The organism is Flavobacterium sp. HSC-61S13 (assembly GCF_024171535.1).
Classification (GTDB): Bacteria; Bacteroidota; Bacteroidia; order Flavobacteriales; family Flavobacteriaceae; genus Flavobacterium.
This window is the reverse complement of the sequence record NZ_JALJZV010000016.1, coordinates 73415-94365: the sequence shown is the minus strand read 5'-3', so window position 1 is coordinate 94365 and position 20951 is coordinate 73415. Positions and strand designations below refer to the sequence as shown.

16 protein-coding genes are annotated in these 20951 nt (G+C 38.0%); 9 read left to right on the top strand and 7 right to left on the bottom strand.

All coding sequences use genetic code 11. The annotated features are described in order from the left end of the window. The 4 genes from L1275_RS13780 to rplU form a co-directional block, all read right to left on the bottom strand. A partial coding sequence (locus tag L1275_RS13780; protein ID WP_253474486.1) for a choice-of-anchor J domain-containing protein occupies nt 1–5393 on the bottom strand: 5393 nt, incomplete at its 3' end. Nucleotides 5394–5858: 465 nt separating this feature from the next. Further along, nucleotides 5859–7061: a hypothetical protein gene (locus L1275_RS13775; protein ID WP_253474483.1), complete on the bottom strand. Its 1203-nt coding sequence runs from the start codon at nt 7059–7061 to the stop codon at nt 5859–5861. Nucleotides 7062–7615: 554 nt separating this feature from the next. Continuing rightward, nucleotides 7616–7876 (bottom strand): 50S ribosomal protein L27, encoded by a 261-nt coding sequence (gene rpmA / locus L1275_RS13770; RefSeq protein WP_219290319.1) that lies wholly within the window; start codon nt 7874–7876, stop codon nt 7616–7618. 26 nt (nt 7877–7902) lie between these two features. Then, nucleotides 7903–8268, bottom strand: a complete 366-nt coding sequence (rplU, locus tag L1275_RS13765; RefSeq protein ID WP_219290314.1) for a 50S ribosomal protein L21 — start codon at nt 8266–8268, stop codon at nt 7903–7905. Between the two features lie 193 nt (nt 8269–8461). Between rplU and L1275_RS13760 the strand changes: the two genes are divergently transcribed. From L1275_RS13760 to L1275_RS13725, 8 genes are all read left to right on the top strand, one after another. Further along, on the top strand, nt 8462–9787 hold the full coding sequence (locus L1275_RS13760; protein ID WP_253474480.1) for a pitrilysin family protein: 1326 nt from the start codon (nt 8462–8464) through the stop codon (nt 9785–9787). Between the two features lie 16 nt (nt 9788–9803). After that, on the top strand, nt 9804–11852 hold the full coding sequence (locus L1275_RS13755) for a pitrilysin family protein (protein ID WP_253474477.1): 2049 nt from the start codon (nt 9804–9806) through the stop codon (nt 11850–11852). A gap of 405 nt (nt 11853–12257) precedes the next feature. Then, the gene (locus L1275_RS13750) at nt 12258–12806 is read left to right on the top strand and encodes a hypothetical protein (RefSeq protein WP_253474474.1); all 549 of its coding nucleotides are present in this window, start codon (nt 12258–12260) and stop codon (nt 12804–12806) included. An 11-nt stretch (nt 12807–12817) separates the two neighbouring features. After that, nucleotides 12818–13357 carry a hypothetical protein gene (locus L1275_RS13745; protein ID WP_253474471.1) on the top strand — a complete coding sequence of 180 codons (540 nt, stop codon included), beginning with the start codon at nt 12818–12820 and terminating at the stop codon, nt 13355–13357. An 11-nt stretch (nt 13358–13368) separates the two neighbouring features. After that, nucleotides 13369–13908 (top strand): hypothetical protein, encoded by a 540-nt coding sequence (locus L1275_RS13740; RefSeq protein WP_253474468.1) that lies wholly within the window; start codon nt 13369–13371, stop codon nt 13906–13908. Between the two features lie 11 nt (nt 13909–13919). Next, nucleotides 13920–14468 (top strand): hypothetical protein, encoded by a 549-nt coding sequence (locus tag L1275_RS13735; RefSeq protein WP_253474465.1) that lies wholly within the window; start codon nt 13920–13922, stop codon nt 14466–14468. Nucleotides 14469–14480: 12 nt separating this feature from the next. Beyond that, a complete protein-coding gene (locus L1275_RS13730) occupies nt 14481–17435 on the top strand; it encodes a hypothetical protein (RefSeq protein ID WP_253474462.1) in 2955 nt (984 codons plus the stop codon). 95 nt (nt 17436–17530) lie between these two features. Then, complete coding sequence (locus L1275_RS13725; protein ID WP_253474459.1) at nt 17531–17911, top strand: heavy-metal-associated domain-containing protein; 381 nt, start codon at nt 17531–17533, stop codon at nt 17909–17911. A 100-nt stretch (nt 17912–18011) separates the two neighbouring features. Here the strand turns inward: L1275_RS13725 and gldD are convergent, their stop codons facing one another. From gldD to mutY, 3 genes are all read right to left on the bottom strand, one after another. Then, entirely contained in the window at nt 18012–18584 is a 573-nt protein-coding gene (gldD, locus tag L1275_RS13720; RefSeq protein WP_253474456.1) for a gliding motility lipoprotein GldD, read from the bottom strand. 208 nt (nt 18585–18792) lie between these two features. Then, on the bottom strand, nt 18793–19236 hold the full coding sequence (locus L1275_RS13715) for a single-stranded DNA-binding protein (RefSeq protein WP_253474454.1): 444 nt from the start codon (nt 19234–19236) through the stop codon (nt 18793–18795). Between the two features lie 46 nt (nt 19237–19282). After that, nucleotides 19283–20320, bottom strand: a complete 1038-nt coding sequence (mutY, locus tag L1275_RS13710) for an A/G-specific adenine glycosylase (protein ID WP_253474451.1) — start codon at nt 20318–20320, stop codon at nt 19283–19285. Nucleotides 20321–20458: 138 nt separating this feature from the next. Here mutY and L1275_RS13705 point away from each other — a divergent pair, with 138 nt between their 5' ends. Then, a complete protein-coding gene (locus L1275_RS13705; protein ID WP_253474448.1) occupies nt 20459–20755 on the top strand; it encodes an HU family DNA-binding protein in 297 nt (98 codons plus the stop codon). The last annotated feature ends 196 nt before the right edge of the window (nt 20756–20951 follow it).

Here is a 20951-nt window from a genome sequence, read left to right as displayed (position 1 = left end):
TCACAGTCCGATTGAATCAAAATATCTTTAACCAATTCTTCTGTGGTGTATTTGTCACCGTTTTTGCTAACCGTAACATATTTGTATTCACTAGTGGTGATACAGATGTTGAATAAAAATTCTCCTGCGGGTACAGCTACTCTAACATAATATTTATTGCCCGGTGTTAATCCGCTTATCGTTTTGGCTTTATCGTCTTTAGATGGATTTCCATAAGAGCCTTCAAACTTATTACATTCTACTAAAGAAGTGAATATAGAAGCACATTGACCGGAATAAATATCAAACGCCAAAGCTGGGGATTCTAATTTATTAACCCCAATAATGTTGCCAAATGAGATTAAATGAGAGGTTGCTGTAGCAGTAAATTCAAACCACATTTCATTGGTATGTTGGTAATCCATACACTTAGAAAAGGTGCTCTGATCTATTTCTTTCGAGTCAACTGTAGATACACCTATTTTTTTAATACAGTCAGAACCTGAGTTAACTGGAATGTTTATAGCTCCTTTACATTCTTCATTGGTAGTGATCTTAGTTGGTCCATTTGCAGGTGTTGACCAGTTGCTCTTATCAGTGCCACCAGCACATTTTGCGCGAACATAAATATGATACGCTTTTCCGCTTGTAAGTCCAGTAGCCTTGTATTTTGGTGTGCCGTTAACCACTACACCGACTGCTCCTGTAGGGATAGCCACTCCATATTCAGTTACGAAAACCTCCCACTGTGTAATACCACCACTCTGCGTCCATTCTACATCAATGGTGTTGGCTGTGAAGTCGGTTACTTTTACATTTGTCGGCTCTGGACATGCGCCCGATTTCTCAATCGTTACATAATCAATCCCCACAGTCATCGGGCCTTTGGTCATCGTATGCCATGCGATATTTATATTTCCAGCTCTACCAGGTATAAAAATGGTTTCCTGTATATAATTATCGTTATTATAGGCTTTTTTGCTTAAAAGGGTCGTGGTAAAGTTTGAAATAGCTGTACCTGTAGTAGATAACAATACTTCAAACTCATTCATGTTTCTGAGATCTGTTTTGTAGTAATACTTCAAAACATAGTTTGATCCGGCTTCTAAAGCAATCGTTGGAGAAATCAAATACCCATCGGCCTGCGCTGTCGCTCTCGTTTGACTGAATTGCATCAATTGGTCTCCTTCTAAAGCCCAGTCGGAATTTGCAGACCATGTTGTTGTGCCACCAGGTCCTTGTGCTATAGTCCAACAACGAAGTTGTTGGGAGTTGCTATTGAATCCGGCTACAAACGGAACCGTATAAATATCACAAGCCGTAGTAAACGCTATTGGACCCGTCCATTCACTAAAGCTGCCGTTACCACAATCTGTACGAACGTAATATACGTAGTCAGTATTTGGTTCAAGGTTTTTACCTGTGATGTCTTTAGTCGCTACAAAATCACTAGATGAGGTTGGTGTACCTGCATCTTTTGCTGTTGGAGGAATTTGTTTGGTCTCCTGAATCATATATTGCCAAGCAGTAGCTTTAAAAGCATCTTGCCATACTAAATTGACACTGGTTCCCAAAATGTTTTTTACTTCCATTTTAAGCGGTTGCCCACAAGTCGTAACCTCGTCGATAAACAAGTTGTCGATCGTGATGTTTTTAGCTCCTGTTCCACTAACGCGGAACGCCAAATACATATCGCCAGAAATTCCCGTAAAATAAGAAATACCATCTTTGAAAATTGCAGAACTATAACTCATTTTCGGTGCAATGACTTGCGTAAAATCCGCCAATGCCATCGTTTTTGTCGATGCCAAAACTTCCATCTCGTTGGCTCCCGAACCAGTACCTTTATAGTTGAATTTAACTCTATAAGTCTTGGTTGGATCCAGATTTTTAAACAATGGAGAGATAAACCAATCGTTAGCAGCAGCATTACCTGACTGCGTAAAATTCATCGAGTGTGACCCTTCAAACAGATTGGTTGTTCTTTGTTTCCACAAGCTGGCCCCGGTATTGCCGTTGACCATGGTCCAGCAACGCAATGAATTGTCGTCCCCATTAAATCCTTCCCAATACGGTAAGTTATAAAAGGTACAGTCTGTTCTAAAATAATACGGTCCTGTCCACTCGGTTTTTGAAGTGTCGCCACAAAGTGTGCGAACATAAAATTCATACCAAGTATTGCCCTCTAAATTTGCTCCGAAGTAATCTTTGGTAACCGTTACTTTATTCTTATTGATAGCAATACCATTGGTAAGCGGCGGTGCAATCAAAAAGGCTTTCTTTCTAACATAATATTCCCAGTTCGTCGTTCCGAAATCATTATCCCAGAAAATATCGGCAGCGGTACCTGTGATGTTTTCAGCACCTTGTTTCATCGGTTCAGTACAAGTGGTTACTTCTTCGATTTTAAAATCATCAATATAAGTTAGGGATCCATTATTTTTGTAATCAGTAACGTGAAAAGCAATGCTTACGTCACCGTCGATATCAGAAAGTAAAAATTTGTGTTTTTTCCACGGAACATTGTCATAAGTGGCGTTAGCCAACAAAACTTTAGTGTATTTGGCTTGTTCACGTCCAGTATTGGAAAGCTTAACTGCAAATTCCGATTTAATCCCTGGTTCTGTACGGTGCATATACGTCACGCGATAAATTTTCTTTTTATCGAACTTAAAAAGTGGTGACATCAACCAATCATCGTTATTAGGCCCGTTTAAGTTTGTAAAATACATCGATCTATCTCCCTCGTAAGCCTGATAATCCACAGTAAACCATTCGCCAAATCCACCATACGATGGTTTGTCGTTGTTTCCATCGACTATTTTCCAGCAATACTGAGTTTCTGAATCGCTGTTAAATCCTTCTTGATACGGTAAAGTCATGATCAAACAGTCTGTTCTGAATTTGATCGGTCCTACCCATTCGCTGTATAGACCCGGTCCGCATGAGGAACGCACAAAGATTTTGTATTCTTTGTTGGGTTCTAACGACGCGTTGGTTCCATTAACTCGATTTGCTTTAATCGAGGTTGTGGTAGCATTCGTACCTGAACCAACGGGAAGCGTATTTAAACCATCCTCAACAGCAAGGAAATATTCCCATTTAGTACTGCTAGGGTCTGTCCACGTTAAGTCAACGCTGGCAGTTCCGATGTCAGTAATAGTAAGATCTTCTGGTATACGGCAATTAGTCTGTTCAATACTAAATTCATCGATTTGCAGGGAACCGTTGGTGCCCGTCATATGAAAACCAATATTGGCAACTCCATTAACTCCATCTACATAAACCACTTTTTTGGTGTAAAAAGCGCCCTTATACGGCAGTGTTGTTCCGATGGTTTTTGTAAAGGAAGCCGGAGAGACTCCAGAGGTAGAAAGTTTTACTTCTAAATTCCCCGTAGTATTCTGATCCAGTTGATAATAAAAAGTAACGGCATATAGGCCGCCTTTTAAATTGAATCCTGGAGAAATTAACCAATCGTCGTTCTCAGGAGAGGATCCCGAGTAATACATACAATGATCACCCTTATATACTGTCCATTCTGACTGTTTCCAGATATTGCCCCAATTTGTCCCGTCATTATTGATGTCTAAGATAGTCCAACAAGCGAGATCACTTTCCCCAGCCTTATCAAATCCTTCTTTATAAGGGACATTTCTAGCATCACAAGCGGTTTTAAATGTTATAGGTCCCATCCATTCACCCATAGTGCCGTCCAAACACTTAGCGCGAACATAAAAATCATATTGGGTATCGGAAGTAAGCGAATTACCAGAAACATCTTTGGTAATAGCTACAGTGGTCGTAGTAGTTTTTGTACCAGAGGTTGTTGGTGAGCCACTATTTGAATTTACAACAGCGTATTCCCACTCTTTAGCTATAGCATCATCCCAATTAAATTGAGCACTATTGGTTTTAATATCTGATACGGCTGTATTTAATGGTTCGGTACAACCCACACTTTCTAAGCTTACATTGTCTAAATGAAAAGTAGCCTCGCCGATAGAATTAATGTGCCAGGCTATATTGACTTTGCCTGTAATTCCCGTTAAAAAGATCGTTTCTTTTACGTATTCAGATTTTTGATATTTTTGTTTGGCTTTAACTACCGTTGTAAAATTATTGGTATCTATACCGCTATTTGATAACAGTACCTCGAATTCATTATCTCCAGAAGGTGATGTTTTATAGTAATAGGTCAATTTATATAACCCACCATTAAAATCAAAGGTAGGGGTTATTGCATAACTGTCGTGAACGGTATTAGCATAGTAACTATTAAACATTAAGCCACGATCACCTTCCATCATATAACCCGTTGTGAGTTCTAAAGAAGTTTCATCATCACTATTTTTTTGAACAAAAGTCCAACATTCTACATTGGGTGAATCGGTATCAAAGGTTTCATAAAAAGGAGCTTTAAAGACACCGCATTTGGTCATGAATTTAACCGGTCCTGCCCAATAACTTTGATCGGAGCTGGAGCATACCGAGCGATACCAAACGTAATAATAGGTACTCGGTATTAAATTTTGAAAAGTGTGTGTGGTTACGCCACTGGCCTTAATAATGCCAGTTTGTCCACTTGGATAATGGGCATCTGTTCCAATAAATAGCTCATAGTCGGTAACGGAACTATTAGGCGCAGTCCAATTGATGGTTGCTTTTTCTAGTTCTATGTCTTTTACAGTCAGGTCTTTTGGCTCTTGACATGTTTCTTTGTATATCTGTATGTTGTCGATTGCTGCAGGAGGCGGGCCTACTCCCCATTCATCATTTACCCATTGAAAGACCAGTTTCATTTTGGTACCTGCGTATGGGCTCAAATCCACTTTTAAAATTTCTTTTTTAAAGCTAGCCTGACCATACATGTCAGCCTTTAACAATAGCCCACCAGAACTCGCAGGGGTTATTCTAAGATTTTTAGGAGGTGTATAACTATCGGGAATTAGCCAAACAGTAAGCGCATCACCGACAAACCAATCGTTTCCTTCTCCGACACTGCGCCAGTCAAAACTGATGATATAGTCTTTGGTAGCTGCGGGAATGGAAAACCCGGAACTAACCGCTAGACTCACGTCTTCACCTAGTTTCGCAACGCTGTAAGCATTGCTTGTGCCGTTGTCATCTGAGATATACAACGACTTGGCTCCGCCATTTTTTACAGCGGTTCCAATATGCCATTTGTTGGTGTTGGAATTGATGAAATTCCATGCTGTAGCAGATTCGAAGTCTTCGACGAAGATATCGCCAGCAGCAAGTGCTAACATCGAACCTTGATTCTCGCTAGGCGAGAGGTTTGATTCGGCTATAGCGCCGCCAAACAAAAACGTCTGTAATTTCTGGTCTGCAAACAGCCAATAGCTACAAAGCACGGTCAGTACCAGAATAAGAGTGGTTAGTTTAAGTTTCATAGTATACTTGATTTAATGGGTGTGATTAGCCAAATATAACTAAAAAAACTTAACAGATATTTATGTTAACACGGTTAAGTTCAAGATTTGTAAGGGGTTAAAAAAATTTCGGGACTAATTTTTTTGTATGTTTATGATTTTAAGTTGGTTATGTTTTGTGCGCTGTGATTGCATTTAATTTTAGAGCAATAAATCTTCGAAAAAGCCTGTTTTTTTTATTAATTTCTCAATTTTAATTATATTTTATAAGAAAATCATATTTTTTATGAAAGTATATTCGCTGGATTTGTAAAAACAAGTTAAATTGGATGAAGGCTTTTTGAATCTTAAATTAACTTAGAAAATGAGCGTTGGAAAAAAGCAGTGTGTTTCATAAACGAAAAAGCAGTAATAAGATTTAACTTATTACTGCTTAGATATAAAACACTAGCTTAATCTCAGACTGAGATAAAACAGGCGGACTAACTATTTTTTTTGGTAAGGTGTTAATCTACCTGCGAATGGAGTTTTTCCATTAAAAGTAGCGGTTGCATCATCTTTAGGATTTGGTTTGTCAGCAGTAGCTTTAAAAGTATCGCGACCTACCGCTACAGAAGTTGCTGTAATAGCGTCTAGTTTTATAACATAAAATACACCTTGAACCGATGCGTCAATACCTTCTAGTAATATGGTGTTAAGTGTTTTATTGTATGCCAAAACTTTCATACTGTATGGAGTTCCAGAATCAAAACTGATGGTTTCGTTGCTGAAAGTATAGGTGTAAATACCACCACCCATTGATGTACCATCAAATTCATATACTCCTTGAACTGGTAGAATAGCATCTTCCTTGTAGTATTTTGTAAAGTTACCTTCCAAGTCTTTAGTGTCTTTGAAGATCGCTTCTGCCTCTGCTTTAGGGTTAGACCCTTCTAGCGGAGCTTTAGTTACTCTAGCGATTTGTACTGACTTAGTAGTTATGTCTTTTAATTGAGCCACATAGAAAGTTCCCGCTTTAGTATCCAATCCCTCTAAAAGTATTTTATTGGTTGTCTTATTAAAGTTTAAAACTTTCATGTCATAAGCACCATGCCCAGAGTCAAAGGTCACTTTTTCATTGGTGAAAGCATAGGTGTATATTCCTCCTCCTGGTTGACTTGTTCCGTCAAAAATAAATTTTCCAGAAACCGGTAGGGCAATGGATGCAATGGATGCTTTATTTAATTTTAACCAACCAAATTTTGTATGTGTAGAATTAGGCCCTTCGTTAGGATCAGCATATTTGCTGTCGATGGCTTCTTTTTCCGTAGCAAAACTATGGTCCATGTTGATTTCAAGGCTCTCGTTAGTCACATTTCTTAAGAAAAAAGCGGTGTATTGTGCTGTTTTACTCTCTCTTGTTACGATTTTATATACACCATCTTTAATTTGTTGATAAGCCTTAACCACAACTTCTTCGGTGTCTTCGCCACTCATGTTGGAGTTTTGAACAACCAACGACTGTGCAGTGAATACATAAGGAATCTTCATCGCTCCATGCGCGTATTCATAAGTTCCAACTACCGGGAATTTAGCTTCAAGCTCTTTTTGAGTTTCCGTAGGTAGATTTGGTGTGGAATCATCGCTTGAACAACTTACTGTAAGCAAACTTGCAATTGCTAGAAAAGCAAAAATTCTGATATTTTTCATAAAATATAATTATTGTTTTTATTTAGACCAAAAATAAATAATACTATTTACTAAAAAAAACTTTTTTTATCATTTGTGTATTTTTAATTTATTTTGCGTATTCGGTTGTGTAATTGCTTTTTTATTTGTTAAATAAAGTATTTGATTCTATTTTTACAGTTAATTTAACGGGGGTGATTTGACTGCTGTTGTTATTTTTTTTAGCTTTTTTTGACTGTATAATTAAAAACAGCTTATTAATCGCTGAAAATTAGTTGGGAATAAGTAAAAAAGCGTTGTCTAACGACTAAAAACTACAGAAGTCTACAGTTGGTAAATAGGAGTCAGAAGAATGACGAACGGAATCGACTGGTGTGTTATTAGCAGTCGTTGGGTACGGTAATACGCTAGGGAGATTCATAGTTCTATACTACTCGTAAAAAAAGTAAATAATAAAGTGAAGCGGGGGTGGGAGAGTAAAAGAAGACGCTGTTGGCTCTGATCCATAAAAAAAGACGCTCTAGGAGCGTCTTTATATTTTTGTTTGCTGTTATTGCTAAGAGCAAGACAAGGATTTAAGCTTCAAATGGAAGAATTGAAACAAAAGATTTGTTGTCTCTTTTCTTTTCAAATTTCACGATTCCAGCAACTCTTGCATGTAAAGTATGATCTTTACCCATGTAAACGTTTTCACCTGGATTGTGCTTAGAACCTCTTTGTCTAATGATGATGTTTCCAGCAATAGCTGCTTGACCACCGTAAATCTTAACACCTAAGCGTTTCGATTCTGATTCTCTACCGTTCTTAGAACTACCGACACCTTTCTTGTGAGCCATGACGTTTTAGTTTTAAATGTTAATAATTATTCAGCTGCTTCAGCAGTTTTTTCTTTTTTAGCCGCTTTTTTCTTTGCTCCTCCTGCATTGATACCTTCAATAACAATTTGAGTCAAAGCTTGTCTGTGACCGTTTTTCTTTTTGTAACCTTTTCTTCTTTTCTTCTTGAAGACGATTACTTTGTCACCTTGTAGGTGTCTTAATACTTTGGCTTCGATAGAAGCTCCTTCTATAGCTGGGGCGCCTAAAGTAATGTTGTTGTTGTCATCAATTAAAAGAACTTTATCAAAACTGATAGTAGCTCCTTCTTCTTGAGGCAAACGGTGAACATAAACTTTTAGGTCTTTGCTTACTTTAAATTGTTGCCCTGCTATCTCTACGATTGCGTACATAATATAATGTTTAAAAGTCTGCAAATATACAAATTTTTATTATTGGTTTACAACTAATGTTTTATAATTGAATTTTTTACAGCTGAAGCAGCCTATAAAAATGACGATTAGTTCAAGTTTTATAATTAAAGGTGTAACAATTTTTATTGATAGGCGACTAATTTTGGGTAAACCTAAAATTAAATTATATACCATGAGAAAATCTTTAACAGCTTTGAGTGCCGCATTAATTATTGGTGGGGCAGCCTCAGCTCAAAAAGTAGCCTTTGAAGAGTATACGTTAGACAACGGTCTTCATGTGGTACTTCATCAAGACAAATCGGCTCCTGTAGTGGTCACTTCGGTGATGTATCACGTTGGTGCTAAAGACGAAAATCCAGAAAGAACAGGATTCGCTCACTTTTTTGAGCATTTACTTTTCGAGGGTACTAAAAATATCCAACGCGGGGAATGGTTTAAAATCGTTACGGCAAACGGAGGTCAGAATAACGCAAACACATCAGATGATAGAACCTATTATTACGAGGTTTTTCCTTCAAATAATTTAGAATTGGCTTTGTGGATGGAATCAGAGCGTTTGATGCATCCCGTGATCAATCAAATCGGAGTGAGTACGCAGAATGAAGTGGTAAAGGAAGAAAAGAGATTACGTGTAGATAATCAACCATACGGGAACTTATTTACAGAAGTAAAGAAAAATCTTTTTGTAAAACATCCATACCGTTGGGCTCCAATTGGTTCTATGGAGCATTTGGACGCTGCGACTTTAGATGAGTTTTTAGCTTTCAATAAAAAATTCTATATCCCTAATAATGCTGTCTTAGTGGTGGCTGGTGATTTTGAAAAAGATCAGGCTAAAACTTGGGTTAAAAAGTATTTCGGAGAAATTGCAAAAGGTCCAGCTATCAAGAGAACTCATATCGAAGAGGATCCAATCGTAAAAGAGATCAAAGCCGAATACCAAGATCCGAATATTCAGTTGCCAATGGTGGTTACCGCTTATAGAACACCATCAATGAAAACTCGTGACGCTCGAGTGTTGGAAATGATCGCTGCGGTATTGTCTGGAGGGAAAAGCTCTAGATTGTATAAGGAAATGGTAGATAATAAAAAGATGGCTCTAGAAGTAGCTTCTTTTAGTTATAGTCAAGAAGATTATGGAATCTATTTCGTTTATGGAATCCCGATGCAGGGTTTTGAATTAAACGACTTAGTAAAGGAAATCGATGTGGAAATCGCGAAACTTCAAACGGAATTGATTTCTGAAAGAGATTTCCAAAAGCTTCAAAATACTTTTGAGAATCAGTATGTTGAAAGCAATTCAGATTTGGAAGGATTAGCAGAGAATTTGGCTTCAAATTATTTGTTGTATGGAGATATTAATTTGATTAACACACAAATCGATATTTATCGTTCTGTGACCAGAGAAGAGATTAGAGAGGTAGCTAAAAAATACCTTAATTCAAATCAACGATTGGTTTTAGATTATATACCAGTGAAAGACTCAGTTAAAAAATAAGCAATAGAACTTGAAAATGAAAAAAATATTTATATTAACAACAAGCTTGTTTTTGGCAATTACTACTATGCAAGCACAAGATAGATCACAGCCTAAGCCTGGAGCTGCTCCGACAGTAAATGTGGAAAAGCCGAAATCGTTTACACTTAAAAACGGATTAAAGGTATTAATTGTTGAAAATCATAAACTACCCCGCGTTACCTATAGTTTGACTCTAGATGCTCCTTTGTATTTGGAAGGACAGAAAGCAGGGGTGTCTACTTTGGCTTCCGCTATTATGGGAGCAGGTACAGACAAAATGTCTAAAGATCAATTCAATGAAGAAGTCGATTTCTTAGGAGCTGATTTTAGATTTTGGGATAAGGGAGCTTATGCCAGCGGTTTGTCAAAATACTCGGAAACCCTATTGAGTTTGATGGCCGATGGAGCACTTCATTCCAAATTCACCAAAGAGGAGTTTGAAAAAGAAAAAGCCAAAGCAATCGAAGGTATTAAATCTTCTGAGAAAAGTGTAACTGCAGTAGCTGCTAGAGTTGAAAATGCTTTGGTATACGGTGTGAATCATCCTGCAGGTGAATTTGTGACAGAGGAAACTTTGAATAAAGTGACCTTTGAAGATGTTCAAAAGCATTATGCTGACTTCTTTGTTCCGGAAAATGCATATTTGGTTATTGTAGGAGATGTAGATTATAAGAAAACAGAAAAACTAGTTACTAAATTATTTGGCAACTGGAAAAAAGCTTCGGCTCCAAAATCGAATGTGGGTAAACCGCAAAACCTACCGCAAGCAGCGATCAATTTTATTGATATGGGTAATGCCGTTCAATCGGAAATTGCCTTGGTTAATTTGGTGGATTTAAAAATCACGGATAAAGACTTTTTCGCTGCAATCTTGGCGAATCAGATCTTAGGTGGTGGTGGTGAAGGAAGGTTGTTTTTAAATCTTCGCGAGGCACATGGTTGGACATATGGTGCTTATTCATCAATAGGAAATGCTAGAAAATTCCCAGCAAAATTTAAGGCGACTTCTTCTGTGAGAAATGTAGTAACGGACAGTGCGGTTACTGAATTCTTTAATGAAGTAGAGAAAATTAGAAAAGAGTTGGTTTCTGCTGAGGATTTAAAAAATGCAAAAGCAAAATATATCGGAAAATTCGTAATGGATATTCAAAAACCGGAAACGATCGCTCGTTATGCTTTAAATACGGAATTGGATAAATTACCAGCGGATTTTTATGAAAATTACATCAAGGATATCAATGCTGTGACGGTAGAAGATGTTCGTAAGGCAGCTCAGAAGTATTTCTTGGCGGAGCAATTGCGTGTAGTGATCGTGGGTAAGGCAGCGGATGTATTACCAGGGTTAGAGAAATTGGGAATGCCGATTGCTTATTTCGATAAGTTTGGTAACCCAACGACAAAACCAGAGGTAAACAAACCACTTCCTGCTGGAGTAACAGTAAATACTGTAGTGGATTCATATATCAAAGCTATTGGTGGAGAGAAGGCTGTAAAGGCTGTTCGTACCGTGCTTATGAAATCAGCTGGAACTGTTCAAGGAATGCCCTTGGAGAGTTTGACAAAAGTAACAGACAAAGGTCAGATGTTGTCAGAGCAATCGATGATGGGCAATGTTATGTCAAAACAGGTTGTGACTCCAAAAACCGGTTATATGGTTCAACAAGGTCAGAAAGCAGATTTGACAGGTGAGGACTTAGAAGAAGCGAGAAGAGGTGCATATCCCTTTGCTGAATTGACGTTGAAAAATAAGGCAAATGTAACTTTAACAGGTATCGAAATGATTAATGGTAAAGAGGCTTATGCTGTAAAAGAAGGTAAAGAAACCAATTTCTATGATGTGGCAACGGGCTTAAAAGTAGCCACTTTTACAACTGTGGAGCAAGGTGGACAAACCGGTGTTCAAGAGGTTTATTATTCCGATTATAAAGAAGTAAAAGGAGTTAAATTTCCTTATACGATCAAGATGAATGTGGGTATTGAAATCGAATTGAAAGTTTCAGAAATAAAAATAAATGAAGGAGTTACTGATGCCGACTTTAAATAAGCCGTTTTTCTAGTATCCATAAAAAGTAATTTTTGTAAGGCAGCAACCGTAAGGTTGCTGCCTTTTTTGGTTTTAAAAAACAACTAACTGAACGTTCTGTGTCGGTTTAAGGAATACCATAGTTTACGAACAAGGCGAATTGGACTGGATCTTACAGTCATATTTCAGCTTTTATTCTAGCTAGTATGGTGTTCTTTTTTTGTTAATTAACATTTTAATCGATGACTTGTTTGGTTTTTAGGTGTCTTATATATAGGTAGTTATGCTTTTTTTGAATGCGCTTTGGTGTTTGAATGCGCTTGCGTATCAAAGAGCTAATCAAGGCTGAGGGTTTGAAAGATGAACATTAAAATCTGAGGCTACCGTTTTGATATGAAATATAGTGTTTGTTAAAAACGAGGTCGTATGAAGAAATGTATACAGGGATTAGTATTGGTGTTGCTGTTTACGGGATGTAAACTGGGCGATGATAATTTACCGGATAAAACTCAAGAGGGAAAAGAAACATTCGGCTGTTATGTAAATGGAGAGAAATTTCATCCAAGTTATCGATCAGCGAGTGATGGTTTAAATTATTATGGAGACGAAGGCCTTTATATAATGGTTAAGGAATACAAAAAATCGTTTGCGTCTGATGTTTATCTTAAAATCACTATAGATGGGTATCCAATTGAAGAGGGGAAAACCTATCGTTTAGGGGCGTTTTCGGATTCTCTCGGGGCTTACGGGGAGTTTTCGTATTATGAATGGCAGACGGGATCTGATGGTATTCGTTTTGGTAATCCAATTGTCTATAGGACTTCCGAGCAGTATTTTGGAGAATTGACGATCAGTAAACACGATCCCGAGTTGCGAATTGTTTCGGGGGTGTTTTGGTTTGATGTATGGACGGAAGAAAGGGCTATGGTCAAGATCCGCGGCGGCCGTTTTGATATGAAATATAGTTTGAAATAAAAGATTGGGCGATGAATAAAATTTTACAAAGTATCGTATTGGTATTGCTGTTTACGGGATGTAAACTGGGCGATGATAATTTACCGGATAAAACTCAGGAGGGAAAAAAAACATTCGGCTGTTATTTAAATGGAGAGAAATTTCATCCAAATTATCGATCAGCGAGTGATGGTTTAAACTATTATGGGGATAAAGGTCTTTCTATCATGGTTTGGCAATACAAAAAATCGTTTGCGTCTGATGTCTATCTTAAAATCACCATAAATGGGTATCCAATTGAAGAGGGGAAAACCTATCGTTTAGGGGCGTTTTCGGATTCTTTGGGAGTTTCTGGCGAGCTATCGTATTATGTAGATACGAATATGCCGGGGGTTCAAAGGAAAAAAGTTTATTACACTTCTCTCGAGCACTTTGGAGAATTGACGATTAGCAAACACAATCCCGAGTTGCGGATCATTTCGGGTTTGTTTTGGTTTGATGTATGGACGGAAGAAAGGGCTGTGGTCAAGATCCGCGGCGGCCGTTTTGATATGAAATATAGTTTGAAATAAAAGATTGGGCGATGAATAAAATTTTACAAAGTATCGTAGTGGTGTTGCTGTTTGCGGGATGTAAACTGGGCGATGATAATTTACCGGATAAAACTCAAGAGGGAAAAGAAACATTCGGCTGTTATGTAAATGGAGAGAAATTTCATCCAAGTTATCGATCAGCAAGTAATGGTTTAAATTATTATGGAGATAAAGGTCTTTCTATCATGGTTAAACAATACAAAAAATCGTTTGAGTCTGATGTCTATCTTAAAATGATCATAGATGGATATCCAATCGAAGAGGGGAAAACCTATCGTTTAGGGGTGTTTTCGGATTCTCTTGGGGCTTGCGCGGAGTTGTCTTATTCGGTGGACTCTGGAGAGCCGGGACGGCGGTGGGGAAAAACGTATTATACTTCCGAGCAGTATTTTGGAGAATTGACGATTAGTAAACACGATCCCGAGTTGCGGATTATTTCGGGTTTGTTTTGGTTTGATGTATGGACGGAAGAAAGAGCTGTGGTCAAGATCCGCGGCGGCCGTTTTGATATGAAATATAGTTTGAAATAAAAGATTGGGCGATGAATAAAATTTTACAAAGTATCGTAGTGGTGTTGCTGTTTGCGGGATGTAAACTGGGCGATGATAATTTACCGGATAAAACTCAGGAGGGAAAAAAAACATTCGGCTGTTATGTAAATGGAGAGAAATTTCATCCAAATTATCGATCAGCGAGTGATGGTTTAAACTATTATGGAGATAAAGGTCTTTCTATTATGGTTTGGCAATACAAAAAATCGTTTGCGTCTGATGTCTATCTTAAAATCACTATAGATGGGTATCCAATTGAAGAGGGGAAAACCTATCGTTTAGGGGCGTTTTCGGATTCTCTTGGGGCTTACGGGGAGTTTTCGTATTATGAATGGCAGACGGGATCTGATGGTATTCGTTTTGGTAATCCAATTGTCTATAGAACTTCCGAGCAGTATTTTGGAGAATTGACGATCAGTAAACACGATCCCGAGTTGCGAATTGTTTCGGGGGTGTTTTGGTTTGATGTATGGACGGAAGAAAGGGCTGTGGTCAAGATCCGAGACGGCCGTTTTGATATGCAATATAATATGAAATGACATTAAGGTGAGATGAAAAATAGCAGGTATAAGATTATAAAAATAGGACTGTGGTTGATGATGATGGCAGTCAGTGCGAATATTGGGGCTCAAAATCAGCAGGAAGAAGAAATCGCGTTTTCGAGCTTTGAAGAAGTCAAAGCGCATATGGAGCTGGTTTTTTCGGGTTTGGAAAAACAGCGGGTGCCTTACGGGATTTTATTGGACAAATCGTTGGTGTTTGATGACATCACAAAATTTAGCGGTGTTTATAGAGAACCGCATTTACGAGATACTGTTGACGGTGATCGGGTTTTGCAAATAGCCAGCACCTTAAGTTTGGCGAAAATGGATACAGAGGATAACGGGATTATCGTTCCTCCGCAAGATGTAGAGGAACTTTGGGAAGCGTATCAACTTAGTGACAAGGTTGTTTTAAGCGGTATCTATTATAAATATGCCCGGTTTAAAAACGACGAATCGGAGCCTTTGATAGAGCGGGAAGGTCAGGTATTTTACGATAAATACCTTGCTGGAATATGGCAAAATCCCTACGAAATCAAACAGAGTTTTGCTGTGGCGCCCGTAAAAAATCAAATAGATAATTTGAATGTCAACGTGCAATTTCCAAAGGACTTGTGGTGGACAAATATGGGCGATTCAATCCGGGGAATTAGTATTGATTTTGGTATCGGTGAGGGGTTTAAAGCCTTGGACTTTGGTGGGAAGTTAACGGTGAATTTCCCAGAATCTGGTTCGTATTTGTGGCGGGTTAAAATGGATTTAGTTGACGGAAAGTCGATACACAGTCAGAGTAGTGTAAATGTAGTTTCTCTGCAAACAACAGTTGCATGTGATAAAGTTATTCCAATGTTTTTTAAAGGAACCCGCGCATATCTTAATGAAGTTAATGAGGCTATGTTGGAGATTCGTTATGCCAGAGCTGATTGCATCATCCGAAAACCCTTAATAGTAGCCGAGGGGTATGATTCGGGTTTAAATCCAGGCAAAGACGGTTTGGGTGAGGCGAAATGGAAAACTTTTTTAGAAAATTATACGAATGCTGAATCTTTTAGCTTAATCGGGGAATTAAGTACCTACGACATCATCTATATCAATTGGGAGTCGGGTGCCGATTATTTGCAGCGCAATGCCTATTTATTGCAGGACATCATCAAATACGTCAATAGACGAAAGGCGGAGTCTGGCAGTACGGAGCCCAACGTGGTGTTGGGGCAAAGTATGGGAGGGGTTATTGCCAGATATGCCTTGCGCGACATGGAAAACCGCAACGAAGACCATCAAACTCGTTTGTATATTTCTCAAGATGCTCCGCATCAAGGAGCTCATATTCCGCAGGCCGTATTGATAGCGGCAAATGATGTAGCCTATGATGTGCCGCGAGAATATTTTGCTTTGGCCAGTAGAAAAACCATGCGGAATAATGTTAGAGCGATGTTGCAGGCTGCTGGGACGCAGCAGTTGGTTAAGGAGGTCAACGAAAGTTCTGGTCTGTTTGATGATTGGCAGCAAGAGTTAAGGGATATGGGGTATCCGCAAAAAACGCGAAATATAGCAATGAGCAACGGTAGTGGTTGTGGTTTAAAACAATTTATCAATTTCGGAGATATTATTGTTTGGGGACATATTCCTGCCGAAGGAAGTCGGGGTAGTTTCGGAGGTATTAATTTGGAAATTTATGCAAGTCCAAATATTGGAAATAGAAGTTTGGGGTATTATATCAGAATTTATAACAGGGTTCGAATTGCGAGGTGGACTGTAACCAAGATACTTTATAAGCAAATTCGAAATATTACCTCTTCAAAGGTTCCGCTAGATATTTTTGCCGGGGGGAACTATGATTTTAAATTAGATAATAATTTACAGCTAAGACCTTTTAATTTTGTACCCGTTTACAGCGGATTGGATGTGGGTTTGGGACAGCGAATTTTTAATGAGAAGGATTACTCTAGGTTGTATAGGGCGAGTAATCCGCCTTCAGGATCATATCGAATTCCGTTTGATAACTTCGTCACAGCTTTCCAGGATGAGAAAACTGATAATGAAAAGCACCTTGCCTTTAATCGGAAAACGGGCGATTGGTTGGCGGAGGAGCTTCGGGGTTTTACTGGGGTTGTGGATAATTGCTACTTTAGGTGTGAGAATGAGTCTGAGATAAATATTGTCGGGCAAACACCAGTTTGTAGCTCGGGTACATTCTCTGCTCCAGAATTGGCTAGTTATTACAATTGGGAGATTCTTAAGGGGGCGGATTTAGTTACAGTAACAGGCGGTAGTGGTGATAAAATTTCGATTCGGAAGAAGTCCAATAGTAATGCAAATGGTTTGGTTCGATTGCAATTAACAACCTATGCGGAGAAGTGTGGGTGGAATACCTATGTTCGGGATATTTGGGTTGGCCGACCAAGTGTTTATATAGAATCGGATCGTTCTGAAGCACATGTTGATGTTCAATTAAAACCTGCTGAAGGAATTCTTGGCATACAAGGAATCGAAAGCTTTGATTGGGAGCGTTTGCCTAAGAAATATCCCAATAGTAACGAGGTGAGTTTTCGGGGTAGTTTTTTAAAAGGAAAAGCAGAAGGACCTAAAAAGCCTTGGGCTATTGATGTTCAAGTTACTGTGCGCAATAAGTGTGGAACTTCTAAAACGGTAGCTACGCTCTATTCAGAAATGAGAGGAGATTCTGGAGAGGTTTATGAAATGATTTTTGATTTATTACGTGTGGAATATGAAGAAGATATGTATGAAGTGGTCCGTGTGATAGAGATAGATGGACGCCTTGAATATGTTAAATTGAAAGAGACTGATCGGACGAGGTTAATGGTGTATAACAGCAGTGGTCAATTGGTGCAGGAGTCTGTGGAAGCTAGGATTAGTTTATCTTTCTTAAGAAGTGGTGTTTATTTTATAAATGCTTGGATTAATGAAGAAGACCGTATCGATTTTAAAGTGATAAAGAATTGAATTTTAAAACAATTGAATTGAAAAAACGAAGTTGTATTGCTTGCTTTTTTGTATTTTTGTACTACAGAACAATTTGTATATTAAATAGATAATCGATGAAAATTACAAAATATATTGCTGGGTTTGCGTTGAGCATAGTGCTTTTATCTGCTTGTAAAGAAGCAGGGAAACCAGAAGCGGTTTCTGCAGATCAAGAAGAAAAGGTTTTGACAGAAGTAAGTGGTACTGGTGCGATTGAACAAGCCAGCTTTGAAGTAGAGGGTATGACTTGTGCTTTGGGCTGTGCTAAATTGATCGAATCAAAATTAGCTGCTTTGGATGGAGTTAAAATGGCTAAAGTAGATTTTGAGACTAAAAAGGCTACTTTGGAGTTTGATGATTCCAAGCAAAACGCAGAGACCATTACCAAAACGGTTGAGAAAATCGCCAATGGAATTTATAAGGTTTCTCATTTTGAAGCTAAAAAAGCCAGTTAATAAACGAGACGAAGTTCTAACGTATGGATGGTGTAAAAAAAGACTGTTTCACAAGGTGAAACAGTCTTTTTTTTATGGCCTTTTCCAAGCGATTTCTAACTTATTCGCTTTTCCACTGTATGGATTCCATAATGCGATACATGTCTTTTTTGATATAATCTGCTGCGGGTAATATGGAGTCGTAGTTTGGTTTGGCGTAAAAGTATAGCGAGGCTACCATAAAGTTCTTAACGCTGTCGGTAGCGTAGAATTGAGCATTTGTGGCTGCATCACCTTCAACGGAGTAAAACATGCCGTAAACCTTGTCTTTGTTGTTGATAAAGGGTTGTGAGGTGATCTCGTCGGCTTTGATAAAGTGCTCGTAGGTTAGTTTTTGAGCATCCTTTAGTAAAGCGGTAAGGTTGTTGTCTATCGGTTTGTAGTTGATAAAAACCGTTGCCTTCATTTCAGGGTAATGAATTTCAAAACTGCAAGAAGGTTTTTTTTGTATGTTGGCCCATTGGTTTTTATCAAATTTAAAATGACAATCGCCACTAAAGCTTTCGTAGGTTGCTACTGGATATTCTAAGCTCAGTAGTGCGTCGGGTTTTGGATGTGGTGCATCTTTGCACGATAAAAAACTACAGCTTATAAAAAGGGCAACGATGCTCAGTATGCTAATGCGATATTTCATTGGAAATGATAGATTTATAATGGTGTTTTCTCGACGAGTTTGTTTTGGGGTAAATATACAATCTAGCGCGCAAAATTAGTCGTTAATATGAGAAAAAGTGATCCAATGTGCTTAAAAAAAGCAGTAGTATAGTTATCTTGATTCTCGTGTACGTGTAGATTGATCTACTGAGATTGGATAATTATACTACTGTTATAGAATCTTTAGCTTAAAAAGGCAAGTCGTCTTCGTTGTTTTCTCGTGGAATTTCAAAATTGTTTATCGCGATTTGTTTTTCGGATAGGGGTGTGTTTTTTCCCTTGGAATCGGTGTCTTTTTTGGTGTTTAGGAATATAAACTCCATGACTTGGATTTCTGTGGTATGTTTGGCGGTGCCGTCTTCTGCCTGCCATTGTCGACTGCGGATACGTCCTTCGATATAGATCTTGTCTCCTTTTGAAAGGTATTTTTCACACAGTTCTGCCGCTTTGTTTCGGACTACTAGATTGTGCCATTCTGTCGAAGTTATTTTTTCGTTGGTCGTTTTATTGATGTATACTTCGTTCGTTGCTAAAGCAAAACGACCAATGCAATTTCCGTTTTCGAAATAATGCATTTTTACGTCATCTCCAAGATGACCAATAAGGGTTACTTTGTTGAGTGTTCCATTCATAATTGACAGAAAAATAAATTCAAGATTTATAGAGTTTGAAGTTGCCTTATTCGTAATGCTGAACTATAAAGTTATGAATAACTATTGGAAAAGCAAACTTTTTAAGGCTAGAAAAGGCAAGTCCCTGATTGAGTACCTGGTCCACTTCGATTTCCCAGAAGTTAATATGTAGTTTTCGATGTGATAATTTGTGGATGATTGGCTCCGAGTTCATTTTGGTGATACGTTTCGTAGACTTATTGGTGTCTATGCTGTAAATTTGATCGCGTATAGTGGTTTCTTCGACGGTGTTTGAGGTTTCTATGAGTGGAAACTCATACAATTGTTGCCAAATATCTTTATCGGTTCGTTGTTGTATTTGTGTTTGATTTAGTGGGTCTTTGTAAATCAAGTAATTTAGGAAGCGTGAGCTGACTTTGGTTTTACTTAGTTTAATGGGTAAAAGCGCTACTTGATTGGTTTGATAAGCGACACAGTTTTCACTAAAAGGACAAGTGGGGCATAGGGGTTTTTTTGGTGTGCAATGCATAGCGCCAAAATCCATTATGGACTGATTAAACAATGCTGCTTGTTTTTTAGGTAATAAAGTAGTTGCTAAGGCGGTAAATTCCTTTTTCGTGGTTGAGGTAGATATATCGGATAAAATGCCGAAATATCGCGACAAAACGCGAAAGACATTTCCGTCGACTACGGCTACTTGTTCATCAAAAGCAAAAGAAGCGATAGCTGCTCCGGTATATTGGCCGATGCCTTTGAGTAAAATAAGTTCTTTATAAGTAGCGGGGAAGTTACCATTAAAATCGACGCTTACTTTTTTTGCTGTTGCATGCAGATTACGTGCGCGGGAATAATACCCCAGGCCTTGCCATAGTCTTAATACTTCATCTTCAGGGGCTTGAGCTAAATCGAGTACTGTTGGGTAATGTGTCAGAAAGGCTTCATAATAAGGCATTCCTTGAGCAACTCGGGTCTGTTGTAAGATAATTTCTGACAGCCAAATTGCGTAGGGATCTTGTGTTTTACGCCAAGGTAAATCCCGTTTGTTTTGTAAGTACCAAGCAATTAGTTTGTTAGAAAAAAGCATCTTAAAATTTGTGAACTGCAAACTTAAAACTTTATATGATTAAATTTTAATCGATTAACGTTGAATTATTGGATTATTAATTAATATATTTGCACACTCTAAAAAAAACAGACGACAATAAAATAAATTATAACTAAAATGACGAAAGCAGACATTGTAGCTAAAATTTCGGAGAAATTAGGGCTTGAAAAAGGAGACGTGCAGGCGACGGTTGAAACTTTTATGGAAGAAGTTAAACACGCATTAGAATCGGGTGATAACGTATACCTAAGAGGTTTCGGAAGTTTTATCATCAAGACAAGAGCTGAGAAAACGGGAAGAAACATTTCTAAAAACACTACAATCAAGATTCCAGCACACAATATCCCGGCTTTCAAACCAGCTAAGGTATTTGTAGAAGGCGTTAAATCAAACACAGAAGTAAAAATTAAATAAGTATTAATCTCTAAACTACACACATTATGCCAAGTGGTAAAAAAAGAAAAAGACATAAGGTAGCGACTCACAAACGTAAAAAAAGAGCGAGAGCTAACCGTCACAAAAAGAAAAAGTAGTTTTAAACTACTTTTTCTTTTTTTAAAAAAAAGAAATATATTAGATTTTTTTTCATAGATTTATATTTTAATAATTA

What these genes read in the sequence shown, in the direction of transcription:
- L1275_RS13715 (WP_253474454.1), bottom strand. Translation starts at nt 19,236, where the DNA reads ATGAATGGAACACTCAACAAAGTAACCCTTATTGGTCATCTTGGAGAT.
- L1275_RS13740 (WP_253474468.1), top strand. Translation starts at nt 13,369, where the DNA reads ATGAATAAAATTTTACAAAGTATCGTAGTGGTGTTGCTGTTTGCGGGA.
- L1275_RS13755 (WP_253474477.1), top strand. Translation starts at nt 9,804, where the DNA reads ATGAAAAAAATATTTATATTAACAACAAGCTTGTTTTTGGCAATTACT.
- L1275_RS13750 (WP_253474474.1), top strand. Translation starts at nt 12,258, where the DNA reads ATGAAGAAATGTATACAGGGATTAGTATTGGTGTTGCTGTTTACGGGA.
- L1275_RS13725 (WP_253474459.1), top strand. Translation starts at nt 17,531, where the DNA reads ATGAAAATTACAAAATATATTGCTGGGTTTGCGTTGAGCATAGTGCTT.
- rpmA (WP_219290319.1), bottom strand. Translation starts at nt 7,876, where the DNA reads ATGGCTCACAAGAAAGGTGTCGGTAGTTCTAAGAACGGTAGAGAATCA.
- gldD (WP_253474456.1), bottom strand. Translation starts at nt 18,584, where the DNA reads ATGAAATATCGCATTAGCATACTGAGCATCGTTGCCCTTTTTATAAGC.
- rplU (WP_219290314.1), bottom strand. Translation starts at nt 8,268, where the DNA reads ATGTACGCAATCGTAGAGATAGCAGGGCAACAATTTAAAGTAAGCAAA.
- L1275_RS13760 (WP_253474480.1), top strand. Translation starts at nt 8,462, where the DNA reads ATGAGAAAATCTTTAACAGCTTTGAGTGCCGCATTAATTATTGGTGGG.
- L1275_RS13745 (WP_253474471.1), top strand. Translation starts at nt 12,818, where the DNA reads ATGAATAAAATTTTACAAAGTATCGTATTGGTATTGCTGTTTACGGGA.
- L1275_RS13735 (WP_253474465.1), top strand. Translation starts at nt 13,920, where the DNA reads ATGAATAAAATTTTACAAAGTATCGTAGTGGTGTTGCTGTTTGCGGGA.
- L1275_RS13775 (WP_253474483.1), bottom strand. Translation starts at nt 7,061, where the DNA reads ATGAAAAATATCAGAATTTTTGCTTTTCTAGCAATTGCAAGTTTGCTT.
- L1275_RS13705 (WP_253474448.1), top strand. Translation starts at nt 20,459, where the DNA reads ATGACGAAAGCAGACATTGTAGCTAAAATTTCGGAGAAATTAGGGCTT.
- L1275_RS13730 (WP_253474462.1), top strand. Translation starts at nt 14,481, where the DNA reads ATGAAAAATAGCAGGTATAAGATTATAAAAATAGGACTGTGGTTGATG.
- mutY (WP_253474451.1), bottom strand. Translation starts at nt 20,320, where the DNA reads ATGCTTTTTTCTAACAAACTAATTGCTTGGTACTTACAAAACAAACGG.